20 protein-coding genes and 1 pseudogene are annotated in these 15,846 nt (G+C 56.0%); 13 read left to right on the forward strand and 8 right to left on the reverse strand.

All coding sequences use genetic code 11. The features are described 5' to 3' along the window. The first annotated feature begins 172 nt into the window (after nt 1–172). Nucleotides 173–415 (forward strand): hypothetical protein, encoded by a 243-nt coding sequence (locus tag Q0802_RS18370; protein ID WP_298920977.1) that lies wholly within the window; start codon nt 173–175, stop codon nt 413–415. Between the two features lie 259 nt (nt 416–674). Further along, a pseudogene (locus tag Q0802_RS18375) lies at nt 675–2,063 on the forward strand (IS1182 family transposase). A 476-nt stretch (nt 2,064–2,539) separates the two neighbouring features. Here the strand turns inward: Q0802_RS18375 and Q0802_RS18380 are convergent. Genes Q0802_RS18380 through Q0802_RS18405 form a run of 6 tightly spaced genes read right to left on the reverse strand, consistent with a single transcriptional unit; the run spans nt 2,540 to nt 6,819 of the window. Beyond that, nucleotides 2,540–2,902 carry a cytochrome c family protein gene (locus Q0802_RS18380; RefSeq protein WP_298920979.1) on the reverse strand — a complete coding sequence of 121 codons (363 nt, stop codon included), beginning with the start codon at nt 2,900–2,902 and terminating at the stop codon, nt 2,540–2,542. A 43-nt stretch (nt 2,903–2,945) separates the two neighbouring features. Then, entirely contained in the window at nt 2,946–3,740 is a 795-nt protein-coding gene (locus Q0802_RS18385) for a formate/nitrite transporter family protein (protein ID WP_298920981.1), read from the reverse strand. Continuing rightward, a complete protein-coding gene (locus tag Q0802_RS18390; RefSeq protein ID WP_298920983.1) occupies nt 3,706–4,281 on the reverse strand; it encodes a hypothetical protein in 576 nt (191 codons plus the stop codon). The genes Q0802_RS18385 and Q0802_RS18390 overlap by 35 nt, the downstream gene beginning before the upstream one ends. Further along, nucleotides 4,278–4,865 carry an SCO family protein gene (locus Q0802_RS18395; RefSeq protein WP_298920985.1) on the reverse strand — a complete coding sequence of 196 codons (588 nt, stop codon included), beginning with the start codon at nt 4,863–4,865 and terminating at the stop codon, nt 4,278–4,280. Before Q0802_RS18395 ends, Q0802_RS18390 begins: the two co-directional genes overlap by 4 nt. Beyond that, on the reverse strand, nt 4,865–6,316 hold the full coding sequence (locus tag Q0802_RS18400) for a cbb3-type cytochrome c oxidase subunit I (protein ID WP_298920987.1): 1,452 nt from the start codon (nt 6,314–6,316) through the stop codon (nt 4,865–4,867). Before Q0802_RS18400 ends, Q0802_RS18395 begins: the two co-directional genes overlap by 1 nt. Next, nucleotides 6,313–6,819: a cytochrome C oxidase subunit I gene (locus Q0802_RS18405; RefSeq protein WP_298920991.1), complete on the reverse strand. Its 507-nt coding sequence runs from the start codon at nt 6,817–6,819 to the stop codon at nt 6,313–6,315. The genes Q0802_RS18400 and Q0802_RS18405 overlap by 4 nt, the downstream gene beginning before the upstream one ends. A gap of 105 nt (nt 6,820–6,924) precedes the next feature. On the opposite strand from Q0802_RS18405, the gene Q0802_RS18410 reads away from it, so the two are divergent. Further along, nucleotides 6,925–7,377, forward strand: coding sequence for an Rrf2 family transcriptional regulator (locus tag Q0802_RS18410; RefSeq protein ID WP_298920993.1), 453 nt, complete (start codon nt 6,925–6,927; stop codon nt 7,375–7,377). Between the two features lie 63 nt (nt 7,378–7,440). Here Q0802_RS18410 and Q0802_RS18415 read toward each other — a convergent pair whose 3' ends face one another. Continuing rightward, nucleotides 7,441–7,893 carry a hypothetical protein gene (locus Q0802_RS18415; protein ID WP_298920995.1) on the reverse strand — a complete coding sequence of 151 codons (453 nt, stop codon included), beginning with the start codon at nt 7,891–7,893 and terminating at the stop codon, nt 7,441–7,443. Between the two features lie 111 nt (nt 7,894–8,004). On the opposite strand from Q0802_RS18415, the gene Q0802_RS18420 reads away from it, so the two are divergent. From Q0802_RS18420 to ccoS, 10 genes are all read left to right on the forward strand, one after another. Continuing rightward, nucleotides 8,005–8,418, forward strand: coding sequence for a group III truncated hemoglobin (locus tag Q0802_RS18420; protein ID WP_298920997.1), 414 nt, complete (start codon nt 8,005–8,007; stop codon nt 8,416–8,418). 143 nt (nt 8,419–8,561) lie between these two features. Continuing rightward, nucleotides 8,562–9,242, forward strand: a complete 681-nt coding sequence (locus tag Q0802_RS18425) for a DUF2189 domain-containing protein (protein WP_298920999.1) — start codon at nt 8,562–8,564, stop codon at nt 9,240–9,242. After that, nucleotides 9,232–9,528: a DUF1971 domain-containing protein gene (locus Q0802_RS18430; protein WP_298921001.1), complete on the forward strand. Its 297-nt coding sequence runs from the start codon at nt 9,232–9,234 to the stop codon at nt 9,526–9,528. The genes Q0802_RS18425 and Q0802_RS18430 overlap by 11 nt, the downstream gene beginning before the upstream one ends. Further along, on the forward strand, nt 9,525–11,141 hold the full coding sequence (gene ccoN, locus Q0802_RS18435; RefSeq protein WP_298921003.1) for a cytochrome-c oxidase, cbb3-type subunit I: 1,617 nt from the start codon (nt 9,525–9,527) through the stop codon (nt 11,139–11,141). The genes Q0802_RS18430 and ccoN overlap by 4 nt, the downstream gene beginning before the upstream one ends. A gap of 5 nt (nt 11,142–11,146) precedes the next feature. Next, entirely contained in the window at nt 11,147–11,878 is a 732-nt protein-coding gene (ccoO, locus tag Q0802_RS18440; protein ID WP_298921005.1) for a cytochrome-c oxidase, cbb3-type subunit II, read from the forward strand. Continuing rightward, complete coding sequence (locus Q0802_RS18445; protein WP_298921007.1) at nt 11,875–12,045, forward strand: cbb3-type cytochrome c oxidase subunit 3; 171 nt, start codon at nt 11,875–11,877, stop codon at nt 12,043–12,045. Before ccoO ends, Q0802_RS18445 begins: the two co-directional genes overlap by 4 nt. Then, a complete protein-coding gene (gene ccoP, locus Q0802_RS18450; RefSeq protein WP_298921008.1) occupies nt 12,042–12,914 on the forward strand; it encodes a cytochrome-c oxidase, cbb3-type subunit III in 873 nt (290 codons plus the stop codon). The genes Q0802_RS18445 and ccoP overlap by 4 nt, the downstream gene beginning before the upstream one ends. Continuing rightward, complete coding sequence (locus Q0802_RS18455; RefSeq protein ID WP_298921010.1) at nt 12,898–13,065, forward strand: hypothetical protein; 168 nt, start codon at nt 12,898–12,900, stop codon at nt 13,063–13,065. The genes ccoP and Q0802_RS18455 overlap by 17 nt, the downstream gene beginning before the upstream one ends. After that, a complete protein-coding gene (locus Q0802_RS18460; protein ID WP_298921011.1) occupies nt 13,062–15,152 on the forward strand; it encodes a cation-translocating P-type ATPase in 2,091 nt (696 codons plus the stop codon). The genes Q0802_RS18455 and Q0802_RS18460 overlap by 4 nt, the downstream gene beginning before the upstream one ends. Continuing rightward, the gene (gene ccoS / locus Q0802_RS18465; protein WP_298921012.1) at nt 15,149–15,331 is read left to right on the forward strand and encodes a cbb3-type cytochrome oxidase assembly protein CcoS; all 183 of its coding nucleotides are present in this window, start codon (nt 15,149–15,151) and stop codon (nt 15,329–15,331) included. The genes Q0802_RS18460 and ccoS overlap by 4 nt, the downstream gene beginning before the upstream one ends. Here ccoS and Q0802_RS18470 read toward each other — a convergent pair. Then, on the reverse strand, nt 15,325–15,771 hold the full coding sequence (locus Q0802_RS18470; protein ID WP_298921014.1) for a MarR family transcriptional regulator: 447 nt from the start codon (nt 15,769–15,771) through the stop codon (nt 15,325–15,327). The genes ccoS and Q0802_RS18470 overlap by 7 nt on opposite strands. Nucleotides 15,772–15,846: the final 75 nt, after the last annotated feature.

The raw sequence follows: 15,846 nt of genomic DNA on the forward strand, positions 1-15,846 counted from the left end.
CTCTTGAACGGTGAAGCCATAGATCGTTGATCTTATTCCCGCAAAACTGATAGTTTTTGTGATAGACTTGCCCCTGAATTTTACTGGATATTCATTGCCTGCTCTCGAAAAACCGGTCCATGGATTTGCATTTCGCATTGATGTGAGCTACTGGCCCAATAGGCGAGAGGCCATGGCACTCTCATATTTCATCGAAGAACTCATGTCAGAGTGGGCCTCAGACGAGGCACGAACCTACCACCGCCTGCTCAGCCAAATGCCCCCACAGGATATCCCATGGAAGAGGCCTGAACTGGCGGTTCTTCGGGAAGACATTCGAATGATCGTCAAGGATGTCATGGGGGACTATCGCGACGCGTTCTTGACCGTGATGTCAGATGGGGGGTTTCCGATCTCTGCGGTTGTGACACCTTAATGGTGTCATAACTAAGGCCCGCAACGGCCGCGATCCGTAAACTGCCGCCTCAATCGTCGCTGCGCCGCGCACCTATGATCGGTTTTTCCGCCGCCACGCAGCGTCATGAACCAAGCAGATGCAGCGGTTTTCGCGCTGCGCGCGCACGCAGCACAGATTCAAGACTTCTGCTGTGGGCTTATTTTGTTGAAGAAGTCTTGTTGCGTTGAGGCAAGTCGTTTGATTCACCCGTTATTGTAAAATGGGGGAGGATTTTGCGATGATGGGCACCCAGGAGGCTTCGGCGCTGCTGTTTTACGACTTTGACATGGAGGCGCATGTCCCGTCGGATCATATGCTGCGAGAGATTGACCGGTTTCTGGACGTTGGCACAATCCGCCAGCAGTTGAAGCAGCATTACAGCCACCTGGGACGTCCCTCGATTGATCCTGAACTGATCGTGCGGATGCTGGTGGTCGGATACGTTATGGGCATCCGGTCAGAACGGCGGCTTTGTGACGAAGTTCATTTGAACCTGGCCTATCGATAGTTCTGTCGCCTCGGCTTGAACCAAAAGGTGCCCGATCACAGCACGTTCTCTAAATATCGTCATGGCAAATTCCGCGACAGTGATTTGCTCCGTTCTGTGTTCGAAGTCACCGTCGCACGCTGTATCTCAGAGGGTCTGGTCGGTGGTCATGGATTTGCTGTTGATGCCAGCTTGATCGAAGCAGATGTCGACAGAATGAACTCAACTGCCCAAGCGGAATGGGACGTTTCTGCTATCGATCCGGACGATGCGCCACGGGCTGTCAGAGAGTATCTCGACGTTCTCGATGACAAAGCATTTGGGGCATCGACACCGGTCAAACCCAAATTCACATCCCATTCCGATCCGGCAAGCCAATGGACTGCCGCGCGCAAAGGCCCGGCAATCTTCACCTATTCGAATAACTATCTGATCGACACCGACCATTCCGTCATCGTGGATATAGAGGCGACACGCTCAATCAGGCAGGCCGAAGTGGGCGCGGCGTAAACCATGATTGATCGAACAGAAGAGCGCTTTGGTATCAAACCGGATTGGCTCGTTGCAGATACTGCCTATGGATCGGCGGAGAACCTCGCGTGGCTGACAAAGAAGCGCAGCATCATTCCCTTCATCCCATTGATCGACAAATCCGAGCGTAAAGATGGCACATTTTCCCGTTCCAACTTCGAATGGGACGAAGACAACGACCGCTATACTTGCCCAGAAGGCCAGCACCTGTTGCAGTCCCGCCGGAACTATTCTGACCCGCGCAGGAAAGAACCCAAAACTGGTCGTCGCAGATACAGGGCTACCAAAGCCATTTGCGATGCCTGCCCATCAAAATCAAAATGCTGCCCGAACACAAACACCCGCTTCATTGGCCGCGAAGAGCATGAGGACGCCCGTGATTTTGCCCGGCTGGCCGCCAAGTCCCCCTTCAATCCAAAGGCCCAAGCCAAACGTAAAAAGGTCGAGATGCTCTTCGCGCATCTCAAACGCATCCTTGGCCTCGGACGGTTCCGACTTCGAGGGCCATGCGGTGTGAGGGACGAATTTACGCTCGCTGCAATCGCCCAAAACCTCCGAAAATTTGCAAGACTAAGACCCAAGGCCGCCGAAACAAGCATCACGATATGATCTGAACTGGCAAAACGACAGCCCAACGAGCCGCCCAGCAAAACCGGCGGAACAATAAGCCCGCCACCAACGCCGCAAGGCGACCAAACCACTAAATCAAAGCGACTTCTTCAACAAAAGGCTCGGAGCAGACCTTCGCGGCAATTTCAGCGAGCGGCAGCTTTGTTCGAACCGCATCAGACAGAGTGGTAGGACCAGATCAGAGGGGGCAGCATGTTCGATTTTTGCTCTTATCGTGTAAGGTTTATTATGGATGAGAGGGTTGATGGGTTTGGATGGGGCAGGGCCACTGCTTCATCAGACATCGCAACCTGCAACAATGCTTCAAAACTTGGGGCGTGAAATGTATAAGCGCGCATATGTAACATTCACGTCTCAGAAAAGTTGGAGAGGTGTCAATTAAATCACCAAACACCTGCCCAACGCCTCGTCGAGATGAGCAACACTTGGACGTTGAGGAAGCTACAGTTCTTGTCTCATAAGCCTTCAAGGTAAGCGATCAGATCTGCCATATCGTCACTGTCTTTGATCCCGCGGAAAGACATTTTGGTGCCTTTGACGGTCTCTTTTGGGTCCGTCAGGAACTCTGCCAATGTCGCGGCATCCCAGGTGATGGCTGAATTGATCATTGGTTTGGAGTATTTGAACCCCTCGACAATACCCGCATCGCGGCCAACGATGCCTTGCAGGTGTGGGCCTGGCTTACGCTTGCCGGGTTCGACCGTGTGACAGGCGGCACATTTCCTAAAGATTTTCTTGCCTGCTTCGGCGTCGCCCTCGGCGAAGGCAGGAAGGCTGAGGCTCAGAACGGCGAGCAGAGGAAGGATAGTCTTTTTCATGGTGTTCTCCGATTGTTGAAGTGAATTAAAGGGTGTTGGTATCTTAGGCCTCAGCCGCCTGACTGAGGTTTGGCCGACCGGCAGCAATCCAGTAGCCGATGCCCATGATCCCGGCACCGGCAACGGCATTACCGGCGCTAACATAGGCCAGATTGCGCAGCGCACCGGCCCGGCTGATGCTGTCAGGGTGGTCAGACAAAAGGGCAACCGAAAACACGGTCATATTGGCGACGGAATGTTCAAAGCCTGCCGCGATGAAGGCGTAAAGGCAAAACCAGATCAGCGCGATCTTGGCCATGTCATTGTTGGCGCGCGAGGCGGTCCAGATCGCAAGACAAACAAGCCAGTTACACAGGATGCCGTTCAGAAACAGGGTCAGGCCATCGCCGGACATTTTCTTGGTCGCCACCTTGTGAAGCAGATTGTGCTCCTGATCACCAAGCACCAGACCGCCTCCGCCATAGACAAACAGCATCGCCAGAAAAGCCGCGCCAATCAGGTTGCCGCCCCAGCTGGCCAGCCAGCATTTGATCAGATCGCCAAATCCCGTCCGTCCGGTCAGTAATCCCATGGTCATATACATGGTGTGCCCGGTATAAAGTTCTGAACCGGCAAATATCACCAGAAGCAGCGCAATGCCAAAGCTCACCCCCATGACGATGGGGCGGATGCCGGGATCAACGCCCTGGCCGACCGAAAAGATCAGCAGAATGCCAAGGCCGACATAGGCGCCTGCCATCATGGCAAGCGTGAAAAACCCCAGTGGATCGCACGCCAAATGCTGGCGTTTGGCCAAAGCGGTTTCAGAAAAATTTGTGACCGAGTCGAGGTACGTCATGAGGTTTGTCTTTCAGTAGGGTGATAGGCTTGCCCAGAAAGGCAGGGATGATCCACCACAGGGTCAACCCGAGGGCCACGGTGACGAACCCAAGCCCAAGGCGGTCTTGATCGTCGACCAGATAGGAATTGCAGATGCGGATCGGTGCGTGGGTATAAAGAAAGCCCAGCAACAACAGCATCGAGATGACCTGCGCTTTGATGAAGCCGCGCAGAACCGGGCCGATGGCGGGCCACGTCAGGGACAGCGCAAGGCCAAATCCCAGCGGAAGGGTCACGAACTTGGCCAGATGCCAGCTCATTTCAGACAGGGCCGCATCCACGGATCGGGGCAACATCCAGACAACGCAGGTGACAAGAGCCAGTATTAACACCGGTCCTATTGCTGCGCGCGGCAGGGTAAGGCGATGGGGCAGCAGATAGCCGGCCGCGGCAAGCAATGGCATCTGCACAAGCACATGCATGACCGGATCGCCAGCCACCCAGGCCTGCGCCATGATGGCCAATGCGAAAAGCGTCAGAGAGATCAGAAATCTGATCATAGCGCTTGCTCGACCGCTTGGGCGATATCGTCAAATGCACGGGTGTCGAAAACCCCGGTGAACTTGCCATCGCTGTTGATCAGCAGAACTGCGATATTATGCTCATACCCGCCCCAATTGTCGGGGATCACGGTCACGCGGAAGGTATCCAGCAGCTCGGGCAGATCGGCAATCTGCGGGCGCGCGATCGTCCAGGGTTGGCCCGTTGCGCTGTGTAGGTCCGCATAATTGCGCAGGGCGTCAAGGTCGTCCCGTTCGGGGTCAAAACTGACCGAGATCATCGGGACATCCAGCCCGGAGGCCTGCAGATGATCGCGCAGTTCCGCGAAATCCCCGCCGGATGCCTGACAGATCGTTGGGCAGGTGGTGTAGATGAATTCTATCAACGTTGGGGTGCCCTGCGTAAGCTGGCGCTTGTCTCCTGACATGGTCTCCAGCGTGATCGCTGGGACTGGTTCGGGTGAATGCGCGATGGCAACACGGCGCGCCCCTTCTGCGGTAATCGCGCGCAGACCATCAGTGGCCTGCCATAGGGCGGCGCAGCCAAGAACGGCTGCGCTAAGGGTGTACAGCGCGCTGCGCATCATGCTTTCCGCAGCAGGCCAAGTGCATAGCGCACCACCAGCGCGGTTGTCGCCAGAACAACCACCAAGGCAAAGGCACTCGCAAGTTGGCTTTGCAATTGCCAGGCCTCATAGTGCACGGCCCAGCGACGCGGGATGGAGCTTGCACCGGACCACAGGAAGATCAGGACAAACCCGGCACCGCCCAGCATGTAGGCGCGGAACACCAGCTTATCGAGGCCCGACATGACCTCTTGCGATTTGCCCTTCACCAGCCAGACAGAAAAGCCAAAGGCCATCGCAACCTCACCCAGTAACAGATAGATGTGGAAGTGTCCCGGCACCCATTGCGTGTTGTGCATCAGCTTGTTCACAGCCAGCATCCCGTCGATGATTGCCGGGATTGAGCCAATGCCCCAACCCACGGTTCCCATCACCAGCAAGCTGATCGGCAAGTCCCACTTCAGGCCGGAGCCTTTGATGTAAATCGCCAGCGAGAACACGGTGACACCGATCAATGGCACACCAGAGGCATAGGAAATGATCTGACCCAGGGCGAGCGTCCAAGCAGGCATGTTCACGTCTTGCAACAGGTGGTGGAAGTAGACCGCCTGCACAAAGATCACGACCGCCGCCCAAGCACCGATGAAGAGCTTGGTGGTTTTCCAGGGGCGTCCTGTGTAATCGGGCAGCAATTCATAGACGGCGACCACCGCCATATAGATCGTTGCGTTGATAAAGACGTGGCCAAAGAAATAGGTCGCGTTTTTGGCGAACAGGGGGTTCACGACAAAATCAGGGAACAGCAGGTTCACGATATTTGCCGCGATGACAGCCGCGCCAAAGACGATGCCGATTGTGTTGAACACCAGTACCGATGATGCGGCCACGATTGTCGGCGGTGGCAAGTTCTCGTCCGAGCCACCAAAGAGATAGCGCCAGCCAAGTCCGCCAAACAGCCCCCGATACTTTGCCGAGATTTTCAGCCCGAGTTCGAGATAATAGAGCAAAAAGCCCACGCCAATGAACAGATAGCCCAGGATAAAGGTGACTGCTGCGCCTGCTTCCCAAGCGCCGCCCGATATTGCAGGCAGAGGGAACAGGAAGGTCCAGGCCCCGCCATATTGACCCACAAAGATGGCGCCCAGGATCAGGACCACACCCAGCAGGAACAACCCCAGGAAGGCCAGATAGATGCCGCCGCGCAGATCAAGATGCCGCGCGCAGAAGTACCACAATATCGCCGCACCTGACAGGGCAGCAGAGCCGACCATGCCCGCGCCGTGGGCTGTGAGCAGCAGATAAAACAGCGTCGGGTCAAGCTCTAGCAAGCCACCTTGGGCTGCCCGCATGATCAGGCCGAAGATCATCATCAGCAAAAAGACGACCCCGCCCAGAAGCATGGTAGACTTGATGATCCCTGCATGAGGGTTTGTCGGTGCCATCAAAGGGTTTGAATCAGTCGCGCTCATGAGTTTTCCTCCACAACATCAAATTCGTAAGCCATGTCGTGATGTGCGATCCCGCAGAACTCCATGCAGAGAATCTGATAGGTTCCGGGTTGATCGAAAGTATGCACGACCTTGTTGGTATAGGTGGGCATCGCCTGGACCTGCACAACAAGCCGCATGTCCGGATCATAGATGCCCAGCCCATGATTGACGTCGTCCGAAGTGACGTGAAATTCGACTTGCTGGCCAAGCGGGATTTCGGTTGTGTCTGTTTCCCACCACCATTGTCCGCTGGTGATGTTCACCACCATCGAGTCACTGCCCGCGCTTGTGTGTGGCCACTCCCGAAGGGTTGCTACGGACAAGACAACGCCGAACACAACCAGCGTCCAAAGCAGTCGGATGCGCGTTTTTGGTGCTGTGTCAGAGGGCGGCGGCCCATCGGTTGCCAGAACTGCGCGCAAAATCAACGCCAGAGTGGCGGCCATAAGCACGAGTGTTATGAGCAGAATCGTCGTTTGCATTCCCATCTCCCTGCAATTTGTTGGGAGATGGGTAGTAATATGCATTTCGTATGTCAATTTAAATGTGCAATTGATATGTGTATTAATTCGTGTTAGGTGCGCTCCATGCAGTTATCAAAATTCTCTGATTATGCGCTTCGCGTCTTGATGCATCTGGCGGCGTCGCCAGACAGGCTTTTGTCCACCCGGCAAATCGCCGAGATGCACGACGCCAAATACAATCACCTCACAAAGGTGACGGGATGGCTGGTCAGCGAAGGATACGCGTCTTCTTCGCGCGGGCGCGGCGGCGGATTGCAATTGGCAAAGGCCCCGTCGGAGATCAACCTGGGCAAGCTGATCCGGACACTTGAAGCAGACAGGCCACTGGTCGAGTGCCATTCAGGGGATGGGGGGAAATGCCCCCTAGCGGCGTCTTGTGGCCTTTCGATTGTCCTTCAGGACGCACAGGAAGTCTTCTTTCAGGCTCTCGAAAAATACTCGATCGAAGATACAGTACATGTGTTTCCGGGCATGGCGCGTTTTTTGACCGAAATGAATGATCACGCGCACCATTAAGCTTCTGTTTCATAGTGGCATTTCGCCACATCGCCCACATCGTGGTAACTGCGGGTGACCTCGTTATGGCGCTTTCGCCAAGGTTGACAGCCTGAGCAGGCTTATTGCAGCCCAGACCAAAAAAAAGAATTTGGCGATCTCGGTTGCGATGAAAATCAAATGTAGATGGCTTGAGGGCGCAGGCTGATCCGCAAGAATCAAATCGGTCCGGGCCTGAAGCAACGGTTGAAGTCCGACTTGCTGAAGGAATAGGATCAGAAGTGCGGCAATCGAGGTCCAACTCAGGTAAGCCTTCTTGATGAGGCACATTCCTATGAAAACAATGGCAAAGAGTATTTCTGCCACTCCCAGCCATGCAAACTGGGCGCGACCAATCCGCAGTAAATCATCAAGCGATACGACTTCGACCTGAAACTTTGCTGGTGCAGCGATCAGGTTGCCACCCAGGGACAGCCCGGCCCAAAGTAACAGTATCATAAATGTATTGGTCACAGCTGTATCTGAAGCGTTTTTCATAGGGGAGGTGGTAGCCGCTATAATAGGCATTTACAATACCTATTATAAGAGCTATCGACACCTTGCCCGTTGAATCGGGAAGGATGCAGCGCCAGTTGAAGGGAAAAGGCCATGGTAGGTCCAAAATTTCCAATCTCTGAAGACCAGATTGATGAGCTCGTCGCCACCTTCTACGCGCGTGCCCGGGTCGATCCGGAGCTTGGGCCGGTGTTTATGACCGCGATTGGGGAAAGTGAGGCTGCATGGCAGGCACATGAGGCCAAGATCGCGTCCTTCTGGCGCAATGCGGTGGGGCTTGATCGTAGTTTTTCCGGCAACCCGATGCTGAAACATCTGGCAAACAAGGACATCGTGCCCGACCAGTTCGGCATCTGGCTGGAATTGTTCCGAAAAACGGCGCGCGATACGCTTGCGCCAGAAGCGGCAAACAGCATAGCGGCCCTTGCGGATCGCATCGGGCGCAGCTTGCAGATGGGGCTTGTGCAGTTTCGTCAGAATGATGGTTTGCCACCTCGTTTTACTTAACCAGAAGTTGTATTGAATGAAGAGGGTTGGGCGATGAGAAGGAACGTTCGTTGATGTTGGCAGATACATCTCATCTTTACTGCAAAGCGCGGGTCGTCTCTGAGCAACCGCTTCAAGTAGTGCGATCCTGGCTGGCAGCAGGTATGAAAGATTTTAGAGCGCATTTACCAGTGTCATTGGCATATGGGCTTGGTTTCATGGTTCTGGGTTGGGCTGTGGTTCTAGGTCTTCAGGTTTCAGGGCTTAGCTGGATGATCCTACCGGCGGCGGCCGGCGCGATGCTTTTGGGACCCTTGGTGGCCGTTGGTCTTTATCGTATCAGTCGCCGTGCGCAGGGACAGGGCGGAGGCGGTGTGGCCGCACCTGGCCAGATCACATTGGTGAGCATTGTGATGATGACGCTGGCGCTTTTGTGGATCCGGGCGGCGACACTGCTCTTTGCGGTATTCTTCGGATTGCGTCCCTTCGCCGGGTTTCTGGAATCTCTTTCCACGCTTCTCGAAACCAAGGAGGGCATTGCGCTTGTCCTTGTGGGATCACTTGTTGGCGGCTTGTTCGCCGCACTTGGTTTTGCGATTTCAGTTTTCTCATTCCCAATGTTGCTCAACCGCGACATCGACGGGTTCTCTGCCATGGGGCTTAGCTTTAACGCCACCACCCAGAATTTTCGGCTGATGGTCACTTGGGCTGTTGTTGTGACCGTTCTCGTTGGGATTTGTGTCGTCACCGGCCTTTTGGCCGCAATACCGATTTTCCCAATCCTTGGGTATGCCACCTGGCATGCCTACTGTGATCTATTTGAGGGGTCTGAAAATGACGCGTGATCTTCCTGAAACAGTCGAAAAATACTCCCAATCACCGGTCTTTACGCAAGATACGATTCCTGCGGCGCTCCAACGTGATCATAACACCAAACCGTCCGTCTGGGGCTTGATCGTCGTGAGTGATGGCGCTCTGATTTACACCCGCAATGAGCACGCGCCCCAGAAGATTCCGGCAGGTGAAGTTGCCACAATCTATCCAGAAGAGCCGCACCATGTTGCCCCGGATGGCGAGGTCCGGTTTCAGGTCGAATTCTATCGAGAGCCAGCGAAGGCAGTTGCAAAATGATACGTCAGTTCGAATTGGTCCTCTCCCTGCTCGTTACCCTGATTGTTATGGTGCTGGGTATCGCCATCCTCGGTTTTGGACGCGGAACGGGGTATATATTGCATGGGTGGGTCATCGCGGGATTTTCGGCCTGGGGGGCGATGTATCTGGTCAACCACCTGTCCGACCCCGCACCAGTCATCCCGCTGGAATATAAAGACAACGTGATAAAATGGGGGGTGCTCGCTTGCTTTGTATGGGGTGTTATCGGCTTCACAGTGGGTGACATCATCGCCTGGCAACTGGCGGTGCCCGCCCTGAATGGCGACATGTGGTGGAGCAACTTTGGCCGCATCCGCCCGGTCCACACCACGGCGGTAATCTTTGGCTTTGGTGGTAACGCGCTGATCGCAACCTCGTTTTATGTGGTACAGCGGACTTCGCGGGCCCGGCTGGCCTCGGAAACAGCGCCCTGGCTGGTGTTTGCCGGCTATAACCTCTTCGTCTTTTTGGCAGTCACCGGCTATCCGATGGGGATCACGCAGTCGAAAGAATATGCAGAGCCTGAGTGGTACGCCGACCTGATCCTGCTGTTCACCTGGGTGACATATCTGTGGCTTTACATGGCGACACTGGCGCGCCGGGCAGAGCCGCATATCTATGTGGCGAACTGGTATTACCTGGGCTTCATCGTGGTGATCGCGATGCTGCATGTGGTCAATAACCTGGCTGTGCCGGTGTCGATTGCCTATCCCAAAAGCTATCCGCTGTTTGCCGGTGTGCAGGATGCCATGACCCAGTGGTGGTATGGCCATAATGCGGTGGGTTTCCTGCTGACTGCCGGATTCCTTGGCATGATGTATTATTTCCTGCCCAAGGCGGCGGGGCGGCCGATTTACAGCTACCGGATGTCGATCCTTGGGTTCTGGGGCATTACTTTCCTTTATCTGTGGGCCGGGTCGCATCATCTGCATTACACGGCCTTGCCCGATTGGGTCCAGTATCTGGGCATGACGATGTCGATCATCCTGCTGGTGCCCAGCTGGGGGTCGGTGTTCAACGGTCTGCTGACGCTGAACGGAGCCTGGGACAAGGTGCGCACGGACCCTGCGATCCGTTTCATGATGGTGGCCGTGCTGTTTTACGGTGTGGCAACGTTCGAGGGATCATTCCTCGCCATTCGCCCGGTCAATACGTTGAGCCACTATACCGACTGGACGGTGGGCCATGTGCATGCGGGGGCCTTGGGCTGGGTGGCGTTCATCACTTTCGGTGCGATGTACAAGATGGTGCCCTGGATCTGGAAACGCGAAGGCACCTATTCCCTGCGCCTTGAGGCCTGGCACTTCTGGCTCGCCCTGTCAGGCACGCTGATTTACGTCGGCGCGATGTGGAACAGCGGCATCACCCAATCGCTGATGTGGCAGACCTATGAGCCTTCGGGCGCCTTCACCTATGCCTTCATTGATACGGTCGATGCGATGAGGCCCTATTACACGGCGCGCGCGATTGGCGGGTTCCTGTACCTGCTGGGTGCACTGATCGGGGCCTATAATATCTATATGACCGTGAATGGCCCCCGGGTTGAGGCCAAAGACACAGATGCGCGCCCCCTGGCGCAACCGGCGGAGTAACTGGCATGGACGGTAAACACGCAAAACTCGAACGCAACGGGATCGCATTTGCAATGATGATCCTGTTCGTGGCCTCGCTTGGCGGTATTTTTGAAATCGCCCCGCTGTTCACGATTGAGAACACGGTCGAAGAAGCCCCGGGCATGCGCCCTTATTCGCCGCTGGAACTGGCCGGGCGGGACATCTATGTGCGCGAAGGGTGCTATGCCTGTCATAGTCAGATGATCCGCACGCTAAAGTCAGATGTGGATCGCTATGGGCACTATTCGCTGGCCGCGGAATCGATGTATGATCACCCGCACCAATGGGGCTCCAAACGTACCGGACCTGACCTTGCGCGTATTGGTCAGAAGTATTCAGACGCCTGGCATGTGGCGCATCTGAAAGCCCCCCGCGAATTCGTCCAGGGTTCGGTGATGCCGGGCTATCCTTTCCTTTCGGAGACACCGCTTGACACCAAACCGCTTCCGGCATCCTTGCGCGCGCTACAACGGGCCGGCGTGCCCTATACCGACGCGCAGATCGAAGCGGCTGTAAGGGACGCAGCCGCCCAGGCGGATGTTGATGTGGACTTTGAGGATGAGCTGCGCGAAAGCTACGGCGAGAATGTGCAGGTCCGTGACTTCGACGGGCAGCCAGACAGGCTGACAGAAATGGACGCACTGGTCGCCTATCTGCAGATGCTTGGGACATTGGTCGACTTTGATCAGATCAAAACCGAGGAGATCGCGCGATGACCCCGGAAACCCATGATGCTGTCTTGGTCTTCTCCAAAACCTGGGGGGCCATCTATCTTTTTGTTGTCTTTGTTCTAGCACTGATCTGGACCTATTGGCCAAGCAGAAAATCGATTTATGACAAGGCTGAACAAAGCCCTTTGGGTGATGAGGAGATCCGGCAATGAAACCGGAATTGGATGAAACCAGCGGCCAGCACACAACCGGCCACGAATGGAACGGCATCAAAGAGCTGAACACACCAATGCCGAAGGCATTCAGCATTTGGCTTTGGCTGTCGATTGCTGTGGCTGTGTTGTTGTGGCTGCTCTACCCCGCATGGCCTTATGTGACGCACTATACTGGCGGCATTCTGGGCTATTCCTCTCGCATCGCAGTAACAGAGCAGGTCGAGGCCGGGCGCGCGCAACGCGCCGAGACCTTTGCGCCTTTTGAAACAATGGATGTGGCTGAGCTGGCCGAAATGCCTAACCTTCGCGAGACCTATGAACCTGCAATCTCGGTCTTGTTTCGCGACAATTGCGCGGCATGCCATGGGCGCGACGCGGTTGGGCAGATCAATTTCCCAAACCTGACCGATGATCATTGGCTCTGGTCAGGCACTCCAGAAGAGATCGAATATACACTTCAGGTCGGTATTAACAGCAGCCATGATGATACCCGCTATGCCGAGATGCCTGCGTTTGGGCTCAATGAGATGCTGGAGCAACCTGAGATAAAAGATGTCATCGAGTACGTGTTGCAGATCTCCGGACAGGAACATGACGCGGCGAAGGCCCAAGCCGGAGAGACGGTTTTTGTCGACAACTGCGAAAGCTGTCACAATGAAGGTGGCATCGGGGAGCTTGAAAACGGCGCACCCAGCTTGATTGACGGCGCGTGGATTTATGGCGGTACCCGCGAAAGCCTTGCCGAAACACTGAAGTACGGGCGCGCCGGAGTGATGCCGCATTGGTCGGACCGTCTGAGCGCGTCAGAAATTCGGCAGTTGACGCTCTACCTCTTGTGGGCAGGTCAAGATGGCAACGGAGACTGACCGAGAGCGCAAGAGCCAGAAGATCTTCTACGTGCTGATACTCGGCCTTCTGTTGGGCTACGGCGTAATCAAGTACCGTCACATTCAACTGGCCATGGCAGCCTATGAGGGGCAGGTGTTGGAGACAGACACCACAGGAGCGGCCAAATGAGCATGGTGGATGATACGCTTGTGCTTCACGGCGTGCGGTGCGCGGCCTGTGTGCTCAAGATTGAACGCCATCTTGAACAACTGCCTGGTGTCGAAATTGCGCGCGGCAATGCCACGCAAAAACGTATGCGCCTTGTCTGGGAGGATGGGAGTCAATCGATCGCCAGTTTGATTCAGGACATCCGCGATCTGGGCTACGACGCGACGCAGATTCAGGTGGACCAGTCCGCCCAAAAAGAGCCGTCGCTGTTGCCGCGTCTTGGCGTCGCGGCCTTTGGCACCATGAACATCATGGCGTTTTCGTTGTCTTCTTGGTTTGGTCAGGCCACGGATATGGGTCCGGGCTCTATGCAGTTCATGCATTGGCTGTCTGCGGGGCTGGCGGTGCCGGTGATGCTCTATTCCGGGGCGGTGTTTCATGGGCCGGCCTTGCGCGCTATGCGCCACGGGCGCATGACTATGGACACACCAATCACACTGGCGATCTGGATCACCTTTGCCGGTTCGCTGTACGAAACCATACGTGGGTCCGAGGATGTCTATTTCGATGCTGTCGTCTCGCTGATCTTTTTCCTGCTTATTGGGCGGGTGCTGGAACAGGCTATGCGCCGCCGTACAGAAAATGCCGCCGATAACCTGCGCAAATTGCTGGACCTGACTGCCCATAGGATTGCACCAAACGGGGAAGTTGTTCCAATCCCAGCCTCGGATCTGGTGGTCGGAGACCGGATTCTGGTGCAAAGTGGCGCGCGCGTGCCTGCTGACGGCGTATTGCTGTCAGCGCGTGGTGAATTTGACGAGAGCGCGCTGACGGGTGAAACGCTACCACGGCCAGCGCTGCGCGAATCACCGGTGGCCGCAGGGGCGATTGTGACCGTTGGGCCGGTTGAACTGAAGGTCAGCCATGTGGGCGCGGCCTCGCAACTTGGCCAGCTTGCCGATCTTGCTGATCAGGCGGCAAGCCACAAGGGCAGGTTGCAATTGCTGTCGGACCGCTTTGCGCAAGGCTACATTCCTCTGGTTCTGATCGGCGGGGCGTTTGGGTTTCTGCTGTGGTACTTTGTACTCGGGGCGCCACTGTCGGAGGCTTTGAAAATCGCTATTGCGGTTCTGATCGTCACCTGCCCCTGCGCGGCGGGGCTTGCCACCCCGGCGGTGACGGCGCGGGCGGTTAATCTGGCCCTGAAGGCGGGGATCGTCGTGAAATCTGGGCGCGCGCTGGAACAGCTGAGCGAGGTGGATCAGATCTTTTTGGACAAGACGGGCACGGCCTCTTTGCCTGTGCTGGTCCCGGATGCGATGATCGACCCGCAGGTCTTGTCAGCGGCCCAAAGCCTTGCGGCAAGCAGCAGACACCCCCTTGCGATGGCGCTGGCGGCCGTGGATCAAACTTCCCCAATGAGTGGTGCAAAAGAACATCCCGGACAGGGAATTTCTGCCCCAAATGGCGCGCGTTTGGGCAATGCGGAATTTGTTGGCCTGAAGGGTAGGGCGCATACGCAGACCATGCTTTTCTACCGGGACCCGAATGGGCAGATCACCCAGATTGCCTTTGATGAAGCCGCCAGACCTGATCTGGAGCCCTTTCTGACGCGCACAGTTGAGATGGGGTTGGACGTGTCCCTCCATTCCGGTGATGTGCCAGAGGCCGTGGCGCGTTTTGCCGAACGTAACGGCGTTACTCATTGGTGCGCCAGGCAGAACCCCGCGCAGAAACTTGATCAGGTGGCAGCGATGCAGGCAAAGGGCCAACATGTGTTAATGATTGGTGATGGGATCAATGACAGTGCCGCGCTTAGCGGCGCACATGTTTCGGTCAGCTTCGCGGGGGCAACGGATATCGCCCAAGCCGCGGCTGATGTAGTGCTAACCCGCCCTCAGCTTTCGTTGATCCCAAAGGCGATTGACTTGTCCCGCGCGGCGAGACGACTAATTGCGCAAAATCTCGCGTTTTCAACGGCCTACAATGTCTTGTCTGTGCCGCTGGCTTTGGCGGGTTTCCTGACGCCTGCGCTTGCGGCGTTGCTGATGTCCTCCTCCTCGCTGGTTGTTCTGGCCAACGGGCTGCGCTTGCGGCAGATCGAATGAACGCCGCCCTGTACTTGATCCCAATTTCATTGGTGTTGGCGGTCTGCGCGCTGGCCGCGTTCATCTGGACGGTGCGCACAGGCCAGTATGACGATGTTGAAGGCGACAGCGCCCGAATGCTGGATGCCGAGGACAAGCCGCTTACCAAACGCAAGCCCCCGGACACATCAAATCACTGATCACCGGATACGAGTTTGCACAGCGCGATGAGATCATCTGCCTGTTGCTGTGTCAGCCCGGTTTGTTGAAAAACCATCTCCGTCGCATGGCAGCTGGTGCCCAGCAACGCGCGCCCCTGATCCGTAATCCTGACTGATTTCTGGCGTTCATTGTCGTCTTCCATACTTCGGGTGATCAGGTTCTTTTCTTCAAGCCTGCGCAACAGCGGCGTCATCGACGCCTTTGCCACGCGTAAGCGCCCGGCAAGATGGGTGATGGACACGCCATCCTCCTCGGCCAGCGCCATCAGCGCGGTATATTGCGCATAGGTCAGGTCATGGGCGGCGAGCAGCGGGCGGTAATGGTCACTGATTCTGTTCGAGGCGGCATGCACTGCAAAACAGAGTTGTTGCCCAAGTGTCAGGTCGGCGGGGATTGAGTGGGCGCAAGCGTCTGGCAAAACGGTGTTTTCCTTCGGGTATGAGTCAATTTTGGTTGTTTGGAATATAGCGCTTGATAGTCAAAATGCAAACAG

Source organism: uncultured Roseobacter sp. (assembly GCF_947495275.1).
Lineage (GTDB): Bacteria > Pseudomonadota > Alphaproteobacteria > Rhodobacterales > Rhodobacteraceae > Roseobacter.

Bases quoted from the DNA above. Each gene is read 5' to 3' on its own strand.
- ccoS (WP_298921012.1), top strand. From the start codon at position 15,149: ATGAACGCCGCCCTGTACTTGATCCCAATTTCATTGGTGTTGGCGGTC.
- Q0802_RS18410 (WP_298920993.1), top strand. From the start codon at position 6,925: ATGCAGTTATCAAAATTCTCTGATTATGCGCTTCGCGTCTTGATGCAT.
- Q0802_RS18370 (WP_298920977.1), top strand. From the start codon at position 173: ATGGCACTCTCATATTTCATCGAAGAACTCATGTCAGAGTGGGCCTCA.
- Q0802_RS18385 (WP_298920981.1), bottom strand. From the start codon at position 3,740: ATGACGTACCTCGACTCGGTCACAAATTTTTCTGAAACCGCTTTGGCC.
- Q0802_RS18390 (WP_298920983.1), bottom strand. From the start codon at position 4,281: ATGATCAGATTTCTGATCTCTCTGACGCTTTTCGCATTGGCCATCATG.
- Q0802_RS18400 (WP_298920987.1), bottom strand. From the start codon at position 6,316: ATGAGCGCGACTGATTCAAACCCTTTGATGGCACCGACAAACCCTCAT.
- ccoO (WP_298921005.1), top strand. From the start codon at position 11,147: ATGGACGGTAAACACGCAAAACTCGAACGCAACGGGATCGCATTTGCA.
- Q0802_RS18425 (WP_298920999.1), top strand. From the start codon at position 8,562: ATGAAAGATTTTAGAGCGCATTTACCAGTGTCATTGGCATATGGGCTT.
- Q0802_RS18445 (WP_298921007.1), top strand. From the start codon at position 11,875: ATGACCCCGGAAACCCATGATGCTGTCTTGGTCTTCTCCAAAACCTGG.
- Q0802_RS18415 (WP_298920995.1), bottom strand. From the start codon at position 7,893: ATGAAAAACGCTTCAGATACAGCTGTGACCAATACATTTATGATACTG.
- Q0802_RS18395 (WP_298920985.1), bottom strand. From the start codon at position 4,865: ATGCGCAGCGCGCTGTACACCCTTAGCGCAGCCGTTCTTGGCTGCGCC.
- Q0802_RS18380 (WP_298920979.1), bottom strand. From the start codon at position 2,902: ATGAAAAAGACTATCCTTCCTCTGCTCGCCGTTCTGAGCCTCAGCCTT.
- Q0802_RS18420 (WP_298920997.1), top strand. From the start codon at position 8,005: ATGGTAGGTCCAAAATTTCCAATCTCTGAAGACCAGATTGATGAGCTC.
- Q0802_RS18430 (WP_298921001.1), top strand. From the start codon at position 9,232: ATGACGCGTGATCTTCCTGAAACAGTCGAAAAATACTCCCAATCACCG.
- Q0802_RS18460 (WP_298921011.1), top strand. From the start codon at position 13,062: ATGAGCATGGTGGATGATACGCTTGTGCTTCACGGCGTGCGGTGCGCG.
- Q0802_RS18405 (WP_298920991.1), bottom strand. From the start codon at position 6,819: ATGCAAACGACGATTCTGCTCATAACACTCGTGCTTATGGCCGCCACT.
- ccoP (WP_298921008.1), top strand. From the start codon at position 12,042: ATGAAACCGGAATTGGATGAAACCAGCGGCCAGCACACAACCGGCCAC.
- Q0802_RS18455 (WP_298921010.1), top strand. From the start codon at position 12,898: ATGGCAACGGAGACTGACCGAGAGCGCAAGAGCCAGAAGATCTTCTAC.
- ccoN (WP_298921003.1), top strand. From the start codon at position 9,525: ATGATACGTCAGTTCGAATTGGTCCTCTCCCTGCTCGTTACCCTGATT.